This window comes from Photobacterium sp. (assembly GCF_057456235.1).
This window is the reverse complement of sequence record NZ_JBVCPH010000028.1, coordinates 1-17,420: the sequence shown is the minus strand read 5'-3', so window position 1 is coordinate 17,420 and position 17,420 is coordinate 1. Positions and strand designations below refer to the sequence as shown.

General features: G+C 46.7%; 18 protein-coding genes, 1 tRNA gene and 1 pseudogene. 19 read left to right on the top strand and 1 reads right to left on the bottom strand.

What is annotated here, in order from left to right; translation table 11 throughout:
* The first annotated feature begins 56 nt into the window (after positions 1-56).
* From AC2204_RS20290 to nadA, 17 genes are all read left to right on the top strand, one after another.
* On the top strand, positions 57-800 hold the full coding sequence (locus AC2204_RS20290; protein WP_318927708.1) for a YebC/PmpR family DNA-binding transcriptional regulator: 744 nt from the start codon (positions 57-59) through the stop codon (positions 798-800).
* 4 nt (positions 801-804) lie between these two features.
* The gene (ruvC, locus tag AC2204_RS20285) at positions 805-1,326 is read left to right on the top strand and encodes a crossover junction endodeoxyribonuclease RuvC (RefSeq protein ID WP_318927707.1); all 522 of its coding nucleotides are present in this window, start codon (positions 805-807) and stop codon (positions 1,324-1,326) included.
* A 178-nt stretch (positions 1,327-1,504) separates the two neighbouring features.
* Positions 1,505-2,968 (top strand): methyl-accepting chemotaxis protein, encoded by a 1,464-nt coding sequence (locus AC2204_RS20280; protein ID WP_318927720.1) that lies wholly within the window; start codon positions 1,505-1,507, stop codon positions 2,966-2,968.
* A gap of 120 nt (positions 2,969-3,088) precedes the next feature.
* Complete coding sequence (ruvA, locus tag AC2204_RS20275) at positions 3,089-3,709, top strand: Holliday junction branch migration protein RuvA (RefSeq protein WP_318927719.1); 621 nt, start codon at positions 3,089-3,091, stop codon at positions 3,707-3,709.
* A 22-nt stretch (positions 3,710-3,731) separates the two neighbouring features.
* Complete coding sequence (ruvB, locus tag AC2204_RS20270) at positions 3,732-4,745, top strand: Holliday junction branch migration DNA helicase RuvB (protein ID WP_318927706.1); 1,014 nt, start codon at positions 3,732-3,734, stop codon at positions 4,743-4,745.
* 1,041 nt (positions 4,746-5,786) lie between these two features.
* Positions 5,787-7,373, top strand: a complete 1,587-nt coding sequence (gene cydA / locus AC2204_RS20265) for a cytochrome ubiquinol oxidase subunit I (protein WP_318927705.1) — start codon at positions 5,787-5,789, stop codon at positions 7,371-7,373.
* Positions 7,374-7,389: 16 nt separating this feature from the next.
* The gene (gene cydB, locus AC2204_RS20260) at positions 7,390-8,526 is read left to right on the top strand and encodes a cytochrome d ubiquinol oxidase subunit II (protein ID WP_318927704.1); all 1,137 of its coding nucleotides are present in this window, start codon (positions 7,390-7,392) and stop codon (positions 8,524-8,526) included.
* 11 nt (positions 8,527-8,537) lie between these two features.
* A complete protein-coding gene (gene cydX, locus AC2204_RS20255; protein WP_006233074.1) occupies positions 8,538-8,645 on the top strand; it encodes a cytochrome bd-I oxidase subunit CydX in 108 nt (35 codons plus the stop codon).
* On the top strand, positions 8,638-8,940 hold the full coding sequence (gene ybgE, locus AC2204_RS20250) for a cyd operon protein YbgE (protein WP_318927703.1): 303 nt from the start codon (positions 8,638-8,640) through the stop codon (positions 8,938-8,940). The genes cydX and ybgE overlap by 8 nt, the downstream gene beginning before the upstream one ends.
* A 293-nt stretch (positions 8,941-9,233) precedes the next feature.
* The gene (gene ybgC / locus AC2204_RS20245) at positions 9,234-9,641 is read left to right on the top strand and encodes a tol-pal system-associated acyl-CoA thioesterase (protein WP_318927702.1); all 408 of its coding nucleotides are present in this window, start codon (positions 9,234-9,236) and stop codon (positions 9,639-9,641) included.
* A complete protein-coding gene (gene tolQ / locus AC2204_RS20240) occupies positions 9,638-10,324 on the top strand; it encodes a protein TolQ (RefSeq protein ID WP_318927701.1) in 687 nt (228 codons plus the stop codon). The genes ybgC and tolQ overlap by 4 nt, the downstream gene beginning before the upstream one ends.
* Before the next feature lie 6 nt (positions 10,325-10,330).
* Positions 10,331-10,774 carry a protein TolR gene (tolR, locus tag AC2204_RS20235; protein WP_318927700.1) on the top strand — a complete coding sequence of 148 codons (444 nt, stop codon included), beginning with the start codon at positions 10,331-10,333 and terminating at the stop codon, positions 10,772-10,774.
* Between the two features lie 12 nt (positions 10,775-10,786).
* The gene (gene tolA, locus AC2204_RS20230) at positions 10,787-11,842 is read left to right on the top strand and encodes a cell envelope integrity protein TolA (protein WP_318927699.1); all 1,056 of its coding nucleotides are present in this window, start codon (positions 10,787-10,789) and stop codon (positions 11,840-11,842) included.
* Between the two features lie 11 nt (positions 11,843-11,853).
* On the top strand, positions 11,854-13,203 hold the full coding sequence (gene tolB / locus AC2204_RS20225; RefSeq protein ID WP_318927698.1) for a Tol-Pal system beta propeller repeat protein TolB: 1,350 nt from the start codon (positions 11,854-11,856) through the stop codon (positions 13,201-13,203).
* Between the two features lie 37 nt (positions 13,204-13,240).
* A complete protein-coding gene (gene pal, locus AC2204_RS20220) occupies positions 13,241-13,774 on the top strand; it encodes a peptidoglycan-associated lipoprotein Pal (protein ID WP_318927697.1) in 534 nt (177 codons plus the stop codon).
* A gap of 15 nt (positions 13,775-13,789) precedes the next feature.
* Positions 13,790-14,542: a tol-pal system protein YbgF gene (gene ybgF, locus AC2204_RS20215; RefSeq protein ID WP_318927696.1), complete on the top strand. Its 753-nt coding sequence runs from the start codon at positions 13,790-13,792 to the stop codon at positions 14,540-14,542.
* Positions 14,543-14,715: 173 nt separating this feature from the next.
* On the top strand, positions 14,716-15,777 hold the full coding sequence (nadA, locus tag AC2204_RS20210) for a quinolinate synthase NadA (RefSeq protein ID WP_318927695.1): 1,062 nt from the start codon (positions 14,716-14,718) through the stop codon (positions 15,775-15,777).
* Positions 15,778-15,855: 78 nt separating this feature from the next.
* Here the strand turns inward: nadA and AC2204_RS20205 are convergent, their stop codons facing one another.
* Entirely contained in the window at positions 15,856-16,443 is a 588-nt protein-coding gene (locus AC2204_RS20205; RefSeq protein WP_318927694.1) for a UPF0149 family protein, read from the bottom strand.
* Positions 16,444-16,727: 284 nt separating this feature from the next.
* On the opposite strand from AC2204_RS20205, the gene AC2204_RS20200 reads away from it, so the two are divergent.
* Both AC2204_RS20200 and AC2204_RS20195 read left to right on the top strand, forming a co-directional pair.
* Positions 16,728-16,815 (top strand) — tRNA-Ser (locus AC2204_RS20200).
* A 193-nt stretch (positions 16,816-17,008) separates the two neighbouring features.
* Positions 17,009-17,420, top strand: a pseudogene (locus AC2204_RS20195) (transposase); the annotation flags it as partial.

The window sequence follows — 17,420 nt, the reverse complement described above, 5'->3', positions numbered from 1 at the left end:
TTTTTTCATCCTCGTGAAATGTTAAGCCTACAAGCTAATTCTAATTCGGAGTATTCATGGCTGGTCATAGTAAATTTGCCAACATCAAACACCGTAAAGCTGCACAAGATTCTAAACGTGGCAAAATCTTCACAAAACTAATCCGTGAAATCGTAGTGGCAACCAAAGAAGGTGGCCCGGAAGCTGAAAATAATCCACGTTTACGTGCGGCTGTTGATAAAGCACTATCAAACAATATGACACGTGACACCATCAACCGCGCGGTTAAGCGTGGTGCCGGCGGTGAAGGTGAAGATGACCTGGAAACGGTTATCTATGAAGGCTACGGCCCGGCAGGTACTGCGGTAATGGTTGAATGTATGACGGATAACCGTAACCGTACGGTTTCAGGGGTACGTCACGCATTCAGTAAATCGGGTGGTAATCTGGGGACCGATGGAAGCGTTAACTACCTGTTCGATAAGAAAGGTGTGATTTCGTATGCTCCGGGTATCGATGAAGATGCAATCATGGAAGCGGCGCTGGAAGGCGGTGCTGATGATGTTGAAACAAACGATGATGGTTCAATCGACGTTTACACCACCCCGTCAGACTTCGGTACGGTAAAAGATGCGTTGGATGCGGCAGGTTTTGAAGCGGTAAATGCAGAGGTGACGCTGGTTCCTTCGACAAAAGCCGAACTGGATATCACGACAGCGCCTAAGTTGTTGCGTCTGATCGATGCCCTTGAAGATCTGGATGATGTTCAGGAAGTTTATCACAACGGTGATATTACCGATGAAGTGGCAGAGCAGCTATAACTGAATGACAGTCATCTTAGGAATTGATCCCGGTTCTCGAATCACCGGTTATGGTGTGATCCGCCAAGTCGGGCGACACCTCGAATACCTTGGCAGCGGGTGTATCCGTACCTCGGCTGAAGATATTCCCGGTCGGTTAAAGCAAATTTATGCAGGCGTCTCTGAAGTTATCACCCAATTCCAACCTGATGCATTTGCGATTGAAGAAGTTTTTATGGGTAAAAACGCCAGTTCAGCCCTCAAACTTGGCCAAGCCCGCGGCAGTGCTATTGTTGCTGCCGTGAATGGTGATCTTCCGGTCAGTGAATATGCCGCCCGCTTGATTAAACAAGCCGTGGTTGGTACGGGTGGGGCCGATAAAGCACAGGTACAGCATATGGTATGCTCAGTATTGAAATTACCGGGAAAGCCCCAAGCCGATGCTGCTGATGCCTTAGCGGTCGCAATTTGTCATGCCCATACTCATAAGACGCTTATTGCTATGGCGGGCCATGCCAGCAGTGCTCGTCGGGGGCGTTACAGATAAGGTCATGAAGATCATCATTATAATGTGTATTGATGAAATGGTTTTTACAATATGCTAACCCGATCATAAAAGCAGCCCCTGGCTGCTTTTTGTTTTATAGAAATATCACTAACTAGCATATATTGGTCGGAGGTCATATAAGTTGACTGACGTGATTGGTATTAAGAGATAGAAAATGATGACCCCATTAGCATTCTGGCGAAAATTATTTTTGCCTTCTTCTGAGTCATGGCAGGGAGAGCAAGCCCGTCATGTTGATACATTATTATTTTTCACTTTGCTGTCATTTTTTGTCGGCTTGTATAGTCTGATCAAATGGTATCAGCATGATCATTCACTGTTCGTGCTGACGTCATTAATCCTGATTGGTTGTGAAGTGCTTGCCGGGGTAGTGTTACGTATTTTTCGGACCCCGGGTTTAGCCCTTAATATTGGCTTCCTGGGTATGGTCACTCATGCTCTGAATATCGTTTATCAAACGGGCGGTATTGTTACTTCTACTCAGGCTTTTTGGATTCCATTGCTGATTATTGCTTTTTTTCTTACCGCAAAACCGTTGCTGGCGACGATTTGGAGCTCATTGGTGATTGCGGCCGCAGCCTGGATGGTGAACGCATTTCTAGCTGGTCAGGTTTTCCCTGATTTAGTCTTGTCAGATTCAGCGTTGGTTGTAGAAACCTGGTCGGGAATGATTATGCCTCTGGTGGTTATCGGCGTTGCACAGGCTTACACGATGAAACAGCGTCACTCGGCGATTGTTGCTTCAGAGCTGGCGCAACAGCAAAGCCAGATAACCGCAGAGAAGGCACAGCAAGGCGAGCAGCAGTTATCCGTCGTGCTACATCAGGCCAGCGGTAATGCTTGCCAGCTATCAGAGGTCGCTAACCAGCTTGAACAGCAATCGGGTGAATTGCACCAGCAAGTGAATCATTTAAATGTTAACTGTGACTCTCAGGCCAGTGCTGCAGAGCAGATGAACCAGCAGTTGATTCAGATGACGTCAGATATTGATGAGTCAGATCGCTTTGTCACTGAACTGAAAAGCCGTAGTCAGATGATTGGTCAGCAAGCACAGAAGAGTTCCGAGTCGTTAGATGCGTCGACCAACGCCATCGCACGTATTCTGAGCAGTAATAACGAAATTGTGTTAGTGGCAGACTTAATCACTTCGGTTGCAGAACAAACCAATCTACTGGCGTTAAACGCCGCCATTGAAGCGGCCAGAGCAGGCGAACAGGGTAGAGGATTTGCCGTTGTCGCCGATCAGGTACGCGAGCTGTCGGCAAAAAGTAATGATTCGGCGGTTGAAATTCGTGCGTTGCTAGAGAAAAGCAGTAAAGAAGTGGATCACGGCCAGAAAGTTATTCAGGCAACGGCGCAAGAACTGACGGGAATTATTGAGCAAGTCGGCAGTATCTCGACGGATGTGAATCAGCTGGCAGATATCATGAGCCATCAGGTTCATGCACTGAAAGAGCTGAATGCGGCAAGTACCGAAGTGGCTAATGGCGTGGTGGAAACCAATCAGGTATCAGAGTCAGTTGCGGCCCAGGGGGCACAACTAGCACTGCAAGTAGAAGCCCTTAAAGCATTAGCCGATGGGCTGAATGCGGTGGTATCTGTTCAGATCGCGGCTAAGTGAGCATCAGCTTACACTGTCTAACTCCCCTCCTTTCCTAAATACGACAGAGATAAAGTGCTGGATATCCATCCAGCACTTTACTATCCTAGAGCCCATTTCAATTCAGACAGAGATTTTGCCGTGATTGGCCGACTACGTGGAACGATTTTAGAAAAACAACCGCCTGAAGTAACCATCGAGGTCGGCGGTATCGGCTATGAAGTTCAAATGCCGATGATTTGTTTTTATGAACTGCCGGAAGTGGGCCAGGAAGCCATTCTCTGTACTCACTTTATTGTCCGGGAAGATGCTCAGCTGTTGTATGGCTTTAATAAAAAGAGCGAGCGAGAGCTGTTTCGCGAAGTGATTAAAGCCAATGGTGTCGGACCTAAACTGGGCCTGGCCATCTTGTCTGCAATGACTGCCAGTCAGTTTGTGCTGAGTGTCGAGAATGAAGACATAAGTACCTTAGTCAAAATCCCTGGCGTCGGAAAGAAAACCGCCGAGCGTCTGGTGGTTGAAATGAAGGATCGCCTGAAAGGGTGGGGAGAAGGGGATCTCTTTACACCGGCTTCGGATGCTGCGGCATCGAAGGCATCTGTTGAGGGTCCTGCTTCTGTTCGCGCCGAAGATGAAGCCGTCAGTGCATTGGTTGCACTGGGTTATAAACCACAACAAGCGTCAAAAGTGGTATCACAAGTAGTGAAACCTGACATGAGTAGCGAAAACATCATCCGCGAAGCACTGCGTTCAATGGTGTAAGGCGAAACAGGCATAGTTCATTATGATTGAAGCAGATCGATTAATATCAAATACATTCGAAAGCCGTGACGATGAGGTTATTGATCGCGCGATTCGTCCTAAGTTACTTGATGATTATCAGGGGCAGGATCATGTACGTAGCCAGATGGAAATCTTCATCAAAGCAGCCCAGCTCCGTGAAGAAGCACTCGATCATTTATTGATTTTTGGTCCTCCAGGCCTTGGTAAAACAACGTTGGCGAATATTGTAGCCAACGAAATGGGGGTGAGTATTCGTACCACTTCGGGTCCGGTGTTAGAAAAAGCCGGTGATTTAGCGGCATTGCTGACGAACCTTGAACCTAATGATGTGTTATTTATTGATGAGATCCATCGTCTCAGCCCTCAGGTAGAAGAGATATTGTATCCGGCCATGGAAGACTATCAGCTGGATATCATGATTGGTGAAGGGCCGGCTGCGCGATCTATCAAGATTGACTTACCGCCTTTTACATTAATTGGTGCAACCACGCGGGCCGGTTCGCTGACGTCACCGCTGCGCGATCGTTTTGGTATTACACAGCGTCTTGAATATTACAAAGTCGAAGATTTAAAAGACATTGTGAAGCGAAGTGCAAATTGTCTGGGGCTCTCAATGCAAGAAGAGGGGGCGATGGAAATGGCTAAGCGTGCCCGTGGCACGCCACGTATCGCTAACCGTTTACTGCGCCGAGTGCGTGATTATGCCGAAGTCAAAGGCAATGGCCATATCTGTCCGGATACCGCGGCGAAAGCATTAGATATGTTGGACGTCGATAGCAGTGGCTTTGATTATATGGACCGTAAGTTGTTACTGGCCATCATTGATAAATTTATGGGTGGGCCGGTAGGGCTGGATAACCTGGCTGCGGCAATCGGCGAAGAGAAAGATACTATCGAAGATGTGCTTGAGCCGTACTTGATCCAGCAGGGCTACCTGCAGCGCACCCCGAGGGGACGGATTGCTACCCACCGTGCGTATTTACACTTTGGTTTAGATATACCCGAAGCGCGCTAATACCGCTCAGCGATGTTGATGGCTGTGCAGGTAACCTAAATGTAAAAAAAACGAAGCCAGCTGGCCTCGTTTTTTTATTTGTGCCGGTTATTTCTTGCTAAGGTGCCACTTATCGTCGCTGTTGTTTACAAAATAATGACAAATCAGGCGATGGATAAGCGAAACATCAGCGTTATTTTCCAAATAATCCTCGTTTAAATTGGTTCGAATCTCACAAATAGACGTACTTTTTAGCAGGCACGTTTGCACAACTCAACCGTTCCGGTTGCTACAGAGTGAAGATTTTTTCGAAAATACCGGCAATAACGACGTCCTCAATCTCTTCAGGCCATGCGGGGGAAACCGTTTACAACCTGCCTAAAAATACACTGCTGCTGTCTGGGCTGAACAATCGGCTTCTGATGCTGATGGCAGGTATTTCCCTGACGGAGTAATGCGATGTTTTCGCATCATTGCATTACAAAAAGTAATTAGACTTACTTTCATTTTTTCAATAAGTCTATGTTTTAAAGTGTTTATTTTTATTATTGTTGCGGTTTTTATGAGTGGTTATGATTTTATCATTATTTAAATAGTGGTTAATGACAAAGGTGTGAAGAATAAAAACAGAGCGGTATGACAGTTTATCAGGTGATTTTTTTTGGGGAAAATAACGGTCATTTTCCGAATTATAAATCCGCTTAAGCTGTTTTTTGAAATTTGATTTATATCAACCAAAATGACACTGATTAAAATATGAACAGGGTTTATTGATCTCCATCAAAGCAAATTGTGCGATAAATCCTTTGCTGTGGGCGGCTAATATAAGTAATATTAGCAATGACTTTATTAGCTGTAGCTTAACAATAAATCAACTAATTTGGCACAGAACTGCAACACCGGATGGGGCCTTGATTTATCAGGTGACCATCAGGGAGTTGGCCCAAATTGCAGTTTTGCATCAATTAAAGTGATATAGGCTACGTTTTTTTTGCTAAGCCCAATAATCGGTACACTGTGTCGTACTGTCGTCAGTCAGCCTGACGAAAAAAGGAGTTCTCAATGTTCACTGATATCGTCGAACTATCGCGGTTACAGTTCGCATTAACTGCGATGTATCACTTTTTGTTCGTACCACTGACTCTGGGGATGGCGTTCCTGCTTGCCATCATGGAATCAGTCTATGTAATGACTGGAAAGCAAATCTACAAGGACATGACCAAGTTCTGGGGTAAACTTTTTGGTATTAACTTTGCGTTGGGTGTAAGTACTGGCCTGACCATGGAGTTCCAGTTTGGTACAAACTGGGCATACTACTCCCACTATGTTGGCGACATCTTTGGTGCTCCGCTGGCAATCGAAGCCTTAATGGCGTTCTTCCTCGAATCTACTCTAGTCGGTCTTTTCTTCTTTGGCTGGGACCGTCTGTCTAAGCGCCAACACCTTGCCGTAACATGGCTGGTGGCAATTGCTTCTAACTTCTCCGCACTGTGGATCCTGGTTGCTAACGGCTGGATGCAAAACCCAGTGGGTGCCGAATTTAACTTTGAAACCATGCGTATGGAAATGGTGAGCTTTGCTGAGGTTATTCTGAATCCGGTTGCTCAGGTGAAATTCGTCCATACGGTTGCATCGGGTTACGTTACGGGGGCAATGTTCGTTCTTGGTATCAGCTCTTACTACCTGCTTAAAGGCCGGGATATTCCTTTTGCCCGTCGTTCATTTGCGATTGCCGCCTCTTTTGGTATGGCCTCGATTGTATCGGTTATTATTCTGGGTGATGAATCCGGCTATGAGCTGGGTGATGTACAGAAAAGCAAGCTGGCTGCGATTGAAGCTGAATGGCACACCGAAGAAGCACCAGCGGCTTTCACCCTGTTTGGCCTGCCTAATCAGGAAACCATGGAAACAGATTATGCGATTAAGATCCCTTATCTGATGGGTATTATTGCGACGCGCTCTATTGATACCGAAGTTACAGGGTTGCGCGATCTGAAAGCAGAGCATGAAGTACGTATCCGTAATGGTATGGTTGCTTACGGTTTGTTAGATAAACTGCGAAATGGCGAACGCTCACCGGAAAATATTGCAGCATTTGATGATGTGAAACACGATCTTGGTTATGGCTTCCTGCTTAAGCCGTATGCCGATAACGTGGTTGATGCAACCGAAGAAGATATCGCTAAAGCCGCAGATGACTCTATCCCGACAGTGTGGCCGCTGTTCTGGAGCTTCCGGATTATGGTTGCTTCCGGTTTCCTGATGCTCGGTATTATTGGTGCTGCGTTCATTCAGACCTGTCGTCATAAGATCACGCAGAAGAAGTGGATTCTACGCGCTGCGCTGTATGGTCTTCCATTACCATGGATCGCTGTTGAAGCGGGTTGGTTCGTTGCTGAGTATGGTCGCCAGCCATGGGCTGTCGGTGAGATCCTGCCAGTGTCAATGGCGGTATCTAATTTAGAACCATCAGCGATTATCACAACAATCGTTGCGATGATAGCGCTATACACTGTCTTCCTGATTGCTGAAATGTACCTGATGATTAAGTTCACTCGTCTTGGTCCAAGCAGCCTGAAAACAGGTCGTTATCACTTTGAACAAAATGATGCTCCGCAGAATGTGGTATCGCGTCAGGTTGAAGCGTAGTTAGGGAGAGTAAGCAATGTTTGAATATGAAGTATTGCGATTCATCTGGTGGGTGCTAATTGGTGTGCTTTGCATCGGTTTTGCTGTGACAGATGGTTTTGATATGGGCGTTGGTATTCTAACTAACGTGATCGGTAAAACCGATACAGAACGCCGGGTTATGATTAACTCGATTGCTCCACACTGGGACGGTAACCAGGTTTGGTTAATCACCGCCGGTGGGGCACTGTTTGCCGCATGGCCTTTGGTGTATGCGACGGCATTCTCTGGTTTCTACTTTGCAATGGTACTGACGCTGGCGGCACTTTGGTTACGCCCGCTAGGTTTTGATTACCGTTCGAAGATTGAATCACCAAAATGGCGCAATACATGGGATAAAGCGATCTTTGTGGGCAGCTTTGTACCGCCAGTGATCTTTGGTGTGGCTTTCGGTAACTTGCTTCAGGGTGTTCCTTTTGAGCTAAGTGATCTGTTGATCCCGACTTACAAAGGGTCTTTCTTGGGGCTGTTGAATCCGTTTGCACTGCTTTGCGGCATTGTCAGCCTAATGATGATTGTCACTCAGGGGGCAACATACTTGCAGATGAAAACGACCGACGAGCTACATGTTCGAGCGCGCAACGTTGCACCAATCACTGCGCTGGCGACGGCAGTCTGTTTTGCGATCGCCGGTTTTTGGGCACAGAGCATTGAAGGTTTCGTTATTACTTCTGAGATCATCACTGATGGGCCGTCGAACCCATTAGCAAAAGAAGTTATGCGTGAATCTGGTGCATTATTTGCAAACTTTGATGCGTATCCGCTGCTATGGCTTGCACCATTAATTGCTGTGGTTATGCCATTGCTAACCGTGGTGGCGTCTCGCGCTAATCGTGCTGGCTTTGCGTTCCTGACATCCAGCCTGACCATGGCGGGTATTATCCTGACGTTTGGTTTTGCACTATTCCCGTTTGTTGTGCCATCAAGCCTGGTTCCGAGTCATAGCCTGACTATGTGGGATTCAACGTCAAGTGAGCTTACGCTGAACATTATGACAGGCGTAGCGTTTGTTATGGTACCTATCATCCTTAGTTACACCATATGGTGTTACTACAAAATGTTTGGCCGTCTTGATAACAAGTTTATCGAAGAAAACAAGAGTTCACTTTACTAAGGAGACAGACTATGTGGTATTTCGCTTGGATTTTAGGTGTTCTGCTAGCCTGCTCGTTCGGTATCATCAATGCCCTATGGCTTGAAACAACCGAAGATATGGATAACAAGGGTGAGTAACCTGAGCCTCTGGGTAAAGAGACTGCATCAACCACTGGATAATGCGCTGCTACGCGCATTGTCTTTGCTGTTGGCATTAATGTCGGCAGGCCTGGTGATGTGGGATCCTTCGGATTTTGCTCTGGCGATAGGCGGTTTTGGCCCGATTATATCAATAGCATTGATTTGGGCGACCTGCGCAGCACTGATTTTCGGGGTGGGCTTTATTCCACGCCGCTGGTACTGGCAGATCATTTTTACGCCATACCTCGCAGTGCCGGTACTCATTTACATCTTACAGTTGCGCGTGTTTTAAACATTGTCACAACTCGTTACAGATTAAACAGCCTATTGCGTTTTGCAGTAGGCTGTTTTTTTATTCATAATCGCCAAGTGTAATGGGGATGGAGGTAAGATTGATGTGAATTTGAACTTGAGAATTGACATTATGTTACCTGATAGAGGTCAAGTTATTTTCTCTTAATTTCATAAAGCTCATTAAGTTAGGTATAGTAAGCGACTTAAATCGTAGTCAGTAAAAACAGCGTAGTAAATACCGCTAGTCCATGGATTCAGCTATTTACTCAATGGCATTATTGTGGAATGAAAATGACAGAAAAAAACGTATTTAAATGGCCCGTAACCATTTACTACGAAGATACCGATTTGGGAGGGCTGGTATACCACTCCAATTACCTCAAGTTTTTCGAACGTGCCCGCACTGAATTATTACGCAGTATTGGCGTTAGCCAGCAAAGCATGTTTGATGACAATACCAGCTTTGTTGTACGTCATATGGACATTGATTTTCTCAGAGGTGCACGATTAGATGAAAAACTTGTCATACGTACTAAAGCTGACACCGTGCGCAAAGCTTCCATCGAATTTTGTCAGGATTTAGTTAACAATGATGGTCAAATCTTGTGTAAAGCTACGGTTAGGGTAGCCTGTATCAATCCTGTGACAATGAAACCTATCGCTATTCCAGAAAATATTAAGTCGGAGATATCTAAGTGAATGCTGAACTTTCGATTCTAGATCTTTTCTTGCAGGCCAGCCTGCTGGTTAAGATCGTTATGCTGATACTACTTGGTATGTCAGTGGCTTCCTGGGCGATGATTATCAAACGGTCCCAGATACTGTCTCATGCTGCCAACAAGGCTGAGCGTTTTGAGGATCGTTTCTGGTCGGGCGTTGATCTCTCACAGCTTTATCAGGAAGTTCAGGCGCGTAAAGACAACCTGATGGGAACTGAACAGATTTTTTACTCGGGTTTCAAAGAGTTTGCCCGTCTGCACCGCAGCAATGGCAAGGTACCGGAAGCCGTGATGGAAGGTACGGGCCGGGCAATGCGCGTTTCATTGTCTCGTGAAGTCGATGAGCTGGAAACCAGCCTTCCTTTCCTTGCTACCGTCGGTTCAATCAGCCCCTATATAGGCCTGTTTGGTACTGTCTGGGGGATCATGCACGCCTTTATCGCCTTAGGTGCGGTGAAGCAAGCCACATTGGCCATGGTCGCGCCGGGTATTGCCGAAGCGCTTGTGGCGACTGCGATGGGTCTGTTTGCCGCGATCCCGGCGGTTATGTTTTATAACAAGCTTACCAATCAGGTTTCTAAGCTGGAACACACCTACGCAACCTTTATGGAAGAATTTTCAAGTATTCTTCACCGTCAGGCATTTGCCGCCGGTCAGGAGTAATAAACCATGAATTATCAGCCTAAGAAGCGAAAAATGACGGCTGAAATCAATGTCGTTCCTTACATTGATGTAATGCTGGTACTGTTGATCATCTTTATGGTCACCGCGCCTTTTGTCACTCAGGGGGTGGATGTCGAACTCCCGTCAACACAGACAGCCAAAACAGCCGCTGAACTGGCTGAAAACAGTGATGGTGCCCCTATTATTGTTGAGGTTGATCAAGATGGCAATCTGGGGTTGAGTGTCGATAATGGCGAGATGATCCGCGGTTTGGCACAAAGAGATCTATTGACCCGAGTTAAGGCCGAGTTGCAAATAAATCCTAAGTCGGCAGTGATGGTGGGGGGAGATGGGCGAGTGTCATATTCCTTTATTATTGAAACACTCGATGCCCTGAATCAGGCCGGGGTTGGATCTGTTGGCTTGATGACCGAACCCTTAGAGCAATAGGCAGGCGGCTGGATGAAAAAGAATAATTACAGTGTGGCCGTCATCATTTCGTTATGTCTACATGCGTTACTGTTCGCTGCGCTGTTATGGGGAACGGATTTCACTATGGATAAACCGAAAATACACGGCAATACAATTAAAGCCGTGGTTGTCGATCCTGCGCTGGTGAACCAGCAGGCCCAGAAGATCCGACAACAACGTAATGCCGCAAAGCAAGCAGAACAAGATCGGCTAAAACGGCTTGAGCAGCAAGCGGACTCACTAGAGAAGCAGCGTAAAGCAGAAGAGCAACGTCTGCGGGAACTGAAAGCCGATAAGCTGCAAGCGGAAAAAGAAACCCGTAAAGCGGAAGCCGATCGCAAGCGTGTTGCTGCGGTCAAAGAGCAAGAGAAAAAGCAAGCGGCAGAAGAGAAACGTAAGGCGGACGAAGCGACACGTGTTGCCAAGCAGCAGGCAGCAAAAGCTGATGCTGAGCGCAAAGCAAAACAAGAAGCGACACGTAAGGCGGAAGAAGAAACCCGTAAAGCCGAATTAGCGCGCCAGGAAAAGGTAAAAGAGCAGCGCAAGGCAGAAGAAGCTGCACGTAAAGCAGAAGAAGATCGCAAGGCGAAAGTTGCAGCAAAGAAAAAAGCGGAAGAAGAAACCCGTAAAGCTGAAGCTGCAGCGAAGGAAGCTCAGCGAAAGGCCGCCGAAGCGAAAGAGTTACAGCGCCAGCAAGAAGCCGCGCTGAACGACATGTTTTCTGGCTTAGAAGCGGAAACCGAGCAACGTGGCGGGGCGCGAGGCCAGTTTGTAACTGATGAAGCTGACCGTTATGGCATCATCTACACTCAGATGATCCAGCAAAATTTGCTGGTAGACCAGGGCTTTTTGGGTAAAGAGTGCATTTTGACTATGCGCTTGTCTGCTAATGGTTTATTACTTGATGCATCGGAAGCGGGCGGAGATAAAAGTTTGTGCCGAGCCGCGAAAGCGGCGGTGGTGAAAGTGAGCCAGTTCCCGATGCCTGATGATCCTCTGGTTATCGAGAAACTTCGCAGTATCAGACTGACTGTAAGCCCACAATGATTAAGGAGCTGTTGATGAAACGTTGGATTATGGGCTTGTGTATTGCTCTTTTGAGTTTTAGCCAAATCGCACAAGCTGAACTTGAACTGGTCATTACCGAAGGCATTGACTCAGCCCGCCCGATAGGCGTGGTGCCGTTTCAATGGGAAGGGGAAGGCAAACTGCCCACCGATATCTCATCGGTCATTGCTTCAGATTTACGTCGAAGCGGTAAATTCAGTCCGATTGCGACCAGTAAAATGCCGCAAACGCCATACAGCGAAGAGCAAGTTGACTACACAGCCTGGATATCACTGGGCGTGGATGCTTTAGTGACGGGCAAGATCAGCCTGAATGCGGATGGTAATTATGTCATTCATTATCAATTGGTTGATCTGGTTCGCGGCCAGTTAACCAGTGGTGACAGCCGTGGTTTGAGCAATGGCGAACTGGTTCTGACCAAAGATCACCTGCTAGTAAATAACCGTGCCACCGTGAAGGAAAGCCGTCTTCGTCAATATGCCCACCGTATTTCCGATGTGGTATACGAGAAATTAACCAGCGAACGCGGGGCCTTTTTAACCCGCATTGCTTACGTTGTTATTGACGATAAGGCGAAGTACCCGTATCAGCTGCGTGTTGCCGACTATGATGGCTTTAATGAGCGACTGGTACTGAAATCGCAACAGCCCTTGATGTCACCGGCCTGGTCACCTGATGGCAGTAAATTAGCTTACGTCAGTTTCGAGAACAAACAAGCACAGATTTTTATTATGGATATCTATAAAGGTACCCGTGAAATGATCACCTCTTTCCCGCGTCATAATGGTGCCCCGCGTTTCTCACCGGATGGAAAGAAACTGGCGATGGTGTTATCGAAAAGTGGCAGCCTGCAGATTTACGTAAAAGATCTGGCCACAAAAAAACTGACTCAGGTTACCCGTGGCCGGGCAAATAATACCGAAGCTTTCTGGAACCCAGATAGTCAGTCTTTGATCTTTACTTCAGACAGAGGTGGTAAACCTCAGATATATCGAGTAAATTTAGCTGATGGTCTGACTAAGCGCCTGACTTGGCAGGGAAGTCAAAACCTTGGGGGTCAATTGACGCCCGATGGTCGATATCTGGTGATGGTGCACAGATCAGATTCTGGGTACAACATTGCCAAACAAGACTTGAAAACCGGTGCTCTTCAAATTTTAACAAAAACATTTTTGGATGAGTCGCCAAGCATAGCTCCTAATGGCGGCATGGTTATCTACAGCTCAGTAAATAATAAATCTAATGAGTTGTCGTTAGTGTCGATTGATGGCCGTTTTAAAGCACGATTACCTGCGACGAACGGGCGTGTACGAGCTCCCTCCTGGGGGCCGTTCCAATAACACTCACCGTAAATAGTGATAAGAAAGGAAAAATAAAATGCAACTGAATAAAATTTTAAAGGGACTGGCAATTGCGCTGCCAATGATGACTCTTGCAGCATGTAGCTCAACTGAAAGCACTGATAGTTCAGCTGCTTCCGAAACATCTACAACAGGTACAAGTGCAGAGCAAACTGTAGTGACAACACCGGTTGACGGTGGTTCAGCTGCACTGTCTGAGCAAGAACTACGTAGCCAGGAGCTTCGTCAAGAGCAAACTGTTTACTTTAAGTTTGATAATGCCGAAATTCAGGCTGATTTCCAGGTAATGCTAGAAGCTCACGCAGAATACCTGAGCGGCAACCCAGAGATGAAAGTTATCGTTGAAGGTCATGCCGATGAGCGTGGTACGCCAGAGTACAACATTGCACTGGGTGAACGCCGTGCAACCGCTGTTGCAAAATACCTGCAAGCACTGGGTGTATCTGCTAGCCAAATCTCAATCGTTAGCTATGGTGAAGAAAAGCCTCTAGTTCTTGGCCATACTGACGTTGACTATGCGAAGAACCGTCGTGCGGTTCTTGTTTACTAATCACAGGTAAACATTATGAACAGTAACATTATGCGAAATATTGCATTAGCGTTGCTGGTTGGTGCGGCGACCCAGGTGGTCGCCGCACCTGCTCCGGTTACTGAACTCAACAGTAATGGTGCTCAAGGCAGCAGTCTTGAGCGCTTGGAGCGGATGCTTGAATCCCGTAATCAGGTACAGCTTGATATGCAGCGCCAGCTGGATCAGATTGCATCTGAAATGGATGAGCTCCGTGGTTTGGTTGAACGCAATAGCTATGATTTAAGTCAGATGCTTGAACGTCAGCGCGAACTATACCGCGAAGTTGATACATTAAGTCGACAGCCTCAGAAAAAAGAGGCTGAAGATATGGGGGCTAAATCAGCATCTTCAGAAACTTATACCAGCAACGTGAGTGAAAACGAAGCGTATGAAAAAGCCGTAAATCTTATTCTGAAAGAAAAGGATTATGTCGGTGCTGTGACAGCTTTCAATGAATTTTTAACCGCTTATCCTGAGTCTGCTTATAAGCCGAATGCACATTATTGGTTGGGTCAGCTGTACTTTACCCAGAATCAGTTATCGGAAGCGAGTGAGAACTTTATCGCGGTTGCCAGTGTTAAAGACTCTAATAAACGCGCCGATGCGATGCTGAAATTGGGTGTGATTGCCGAACGCAGCAAAAAGCCCGGAGAGGCGAAGAAATACTATCAAGATGTTATTTCTGCGTATCCGGATTCAACCAGTTCGCGTCAGGCTGAAAGTCACCTGAAGAAGCTTGGTAATTGATCGCCGGAATTAATGGTTAAAGGCCAGCGCCCTCGCTGGTCTTTTTGTATGCCTGTCGACAAAGGTTAGGATAGAGCCATAAACGCAAAGCTTTGCATCAAAGGTGATAAAACACGCTTTAGCAGTGTATAATATCCGGATTAGTAAGGACCAGCTGATAGAGCAAGTGAGCCATGAGCCTAACATTCGATCCCTCTGAAATGATTTATCCGTTTCCACCTAAGCCAGTGCAACTGTCAGATGCAGATAAGCTGGAATACAAAGCGAAAATCAAAAGCCTGCTGAAGCAAAAAAATGCAGTTTTGGTTGCCCACTACTATACCGATCCTGAAATTCAGGCCCTGGCAGAAGAAACCGGCGGTTTTGTTGGCGATTCTCTGGAGATGGCCCGTTTTGGTAATCAACATCCGGCGAAAACGTTGATTATATGCGGTGTTCGCTTTATGGGGGAATCAGCAAAAATTCTGACGCCTGAAAAACAGGTACTGATGCCGACTCTGGAAGCCGAATGCTCGCTTGATTTAGGTTGCCCGGCAGATAAATTTACCGAGTTTTGTGATGCCCACCCCGATCATACCGTTGTGGTGTATGCCAATACGTCAGCCGCAGTAAAAGCACGTGCTGACTGGGTGGTAACATCCAGTATCGCACTTGAAATTGTCGAGCACCTTGATAGTGAAGGTAAGAAAATCATCTGGGGGCCAGATCGCCATTTAGGGGCTTACATCCAAAAGCAAACTGGTGCCGAGATGCTGCTGTGGCAGGGCGAGTGTGTGGTGCACGACGAGTTTTCAGCGAAAGCTTTACGTGATATGAAAGCCCTGTATCCTGACGCTGCCGTTCTTGTTCACCCGGAATCACCCGCAAGCGTTGTTGCTTTGGCTGACGCCGTTGGCTCTACCAGCCAGTTGATTAAAGCGGCTAAAGAGCTACCCAATAAGCAGTTAATCGTTGCGACTGATAAAGGCATCTTCTTTAAGATGCAACAAATGGTACCGGGAAAAGAGTTAATGGAAGCACCAACGGCGGGTGCCGGGGCAACATGCCGTAGTTGTGCCCACTGCCCGTGGATGGCAATGAACGGCCTGAAAGCCATTGAGCTGGGACTGCGAGAAGGTGGCGAGAAACACGAGGTCTTTGTTGATGAGTCGCTGCGCGAGAAGTCATTGATCCCGTTAAACCGCATGCTTGATTTTGCAGCTGAATTGCAATTGAAGGTGAAAGGTAACGCTTAAGCGTACTTTCCGGATCTTTTTTGAAGTGGCGGCCATTTGAGCCGCCATTTTTATGTACTATAGCCGGTCAATACTCTATTAGTGCAACTTTACTAAAGCCTGTGCACGCAGAGTCAGACCACATATCATCGTAGGGACTGAGTTGAAGATTTCTTCAAACTGAGCAAGCCCATCAGCACCTTCTTCAGCCAGAACCATCATGGCATTTTCCGGATCATACAGTAGGCTGATAGACAACAGTACGCCGCCTAGCAGTGCATTATCTTCACTGTCTTCAGGCATAATGGTTTCCCAGTCATCACGGGTTAGTTGCCAGCCTTGCAACATGCCTTCTGCAAAATCACGGGTATCTTCAGACACCAGCTCTTTGTCATCGAGTGAGCACGTTTCTGGCCACTGCCAGCTACCTGAAAGTAGTGCTTCACGGCTTTCATTCCAAATATTAATGATCGCGTTAGCATAAGCTTCAAGATCTTCATGGCTGGTAAACGGCGATATTTCATCCCCGCCCCATAGAAAAGCAAGCCACTCCGATGGGTCAAGAAGGTGAGGGGCTGCTGCCATTGCGGTAACAAAGCCTCGGGTTTGCGCTTCAGATAATAGCTGGTCTGCAAGGTCCGGGTCTTGAAGTAACACTGTCAGTTGTGAAGAAGGTTGTGAGGACATACTAAATCTCAATTCGTTTATTCGTGCCACTATTCATTTCTTTGCGTGCAACCGAGACCACACTGATTTGAATCGCCACAGAATAATGCTGGTGAATAATTTTTGATATTGTAACAGCCCGGTTAAACCTGAGCAGTAGTCGTCTGCCGTTATTTGTTGAATGCGGTGTAATTTGCTGAATAAAAGCACAAATAATGCTGATTTGATTGAATTTAGTTGACCAGACCGTCCCTGATCACTATAGTACGCTGCGTTGTGACGCACAGCGTTCAACAACAATTTGTGGTGAGGTGTCCGAGTGGCTGAAGGAGCACGCCTGGAAAGTGTGTATACGGCAACGTATCGAGGGTTCGAATCCCTCCCTCACCGCCATATTCTTGAATCAAGACGTCCTAGGACGTCTTTTTTCTTATCTAAAACTTATTAAAATCAGCAAGTTACGATTCCGTAACGTTCCATAAAGTCCCACAAAAGCGTTTGTTTTTCGTAATACCTAAAGTAATGATCTGAACCAGCAGTTTTAGACACCGAGTTAAGCGAGTAAAATCACTTAACGAGGTAAACAATGACAAAAACTAAAACACGTATCAAGCACACCGAAGAGTTTAAGGAACAGGCGCTTAAGCTTGCGGAAAGAACATCGGTTCCAGAGGCAGCACGGCAACTCAATCTACATGCTTCCCAAATATACGGCTGGCGTAAGAACGGAAAGAAGGACTCCGCCAGTGAACGCGAGGCTGATCTTGCAGCCGAAAACGCTCGTCTAAAGCGCCTCCTCGCCGAGCAAGCGGAGGAGCTTGAAATAGTAAAAAAAGCCGCCACCTACTTCGCGAAACATCTAAAATAGCGAGCTTCGAGTTCATGCAAGTGCACCTTGAGCAGTTCTCCGTAATGAGAATGGCCAAGGTTCTTGCTGTATCGCGTAGTGGGTTTTACTACTGGCTAAAGCATCGTCATGAAATTAGTCAAAGGGATAG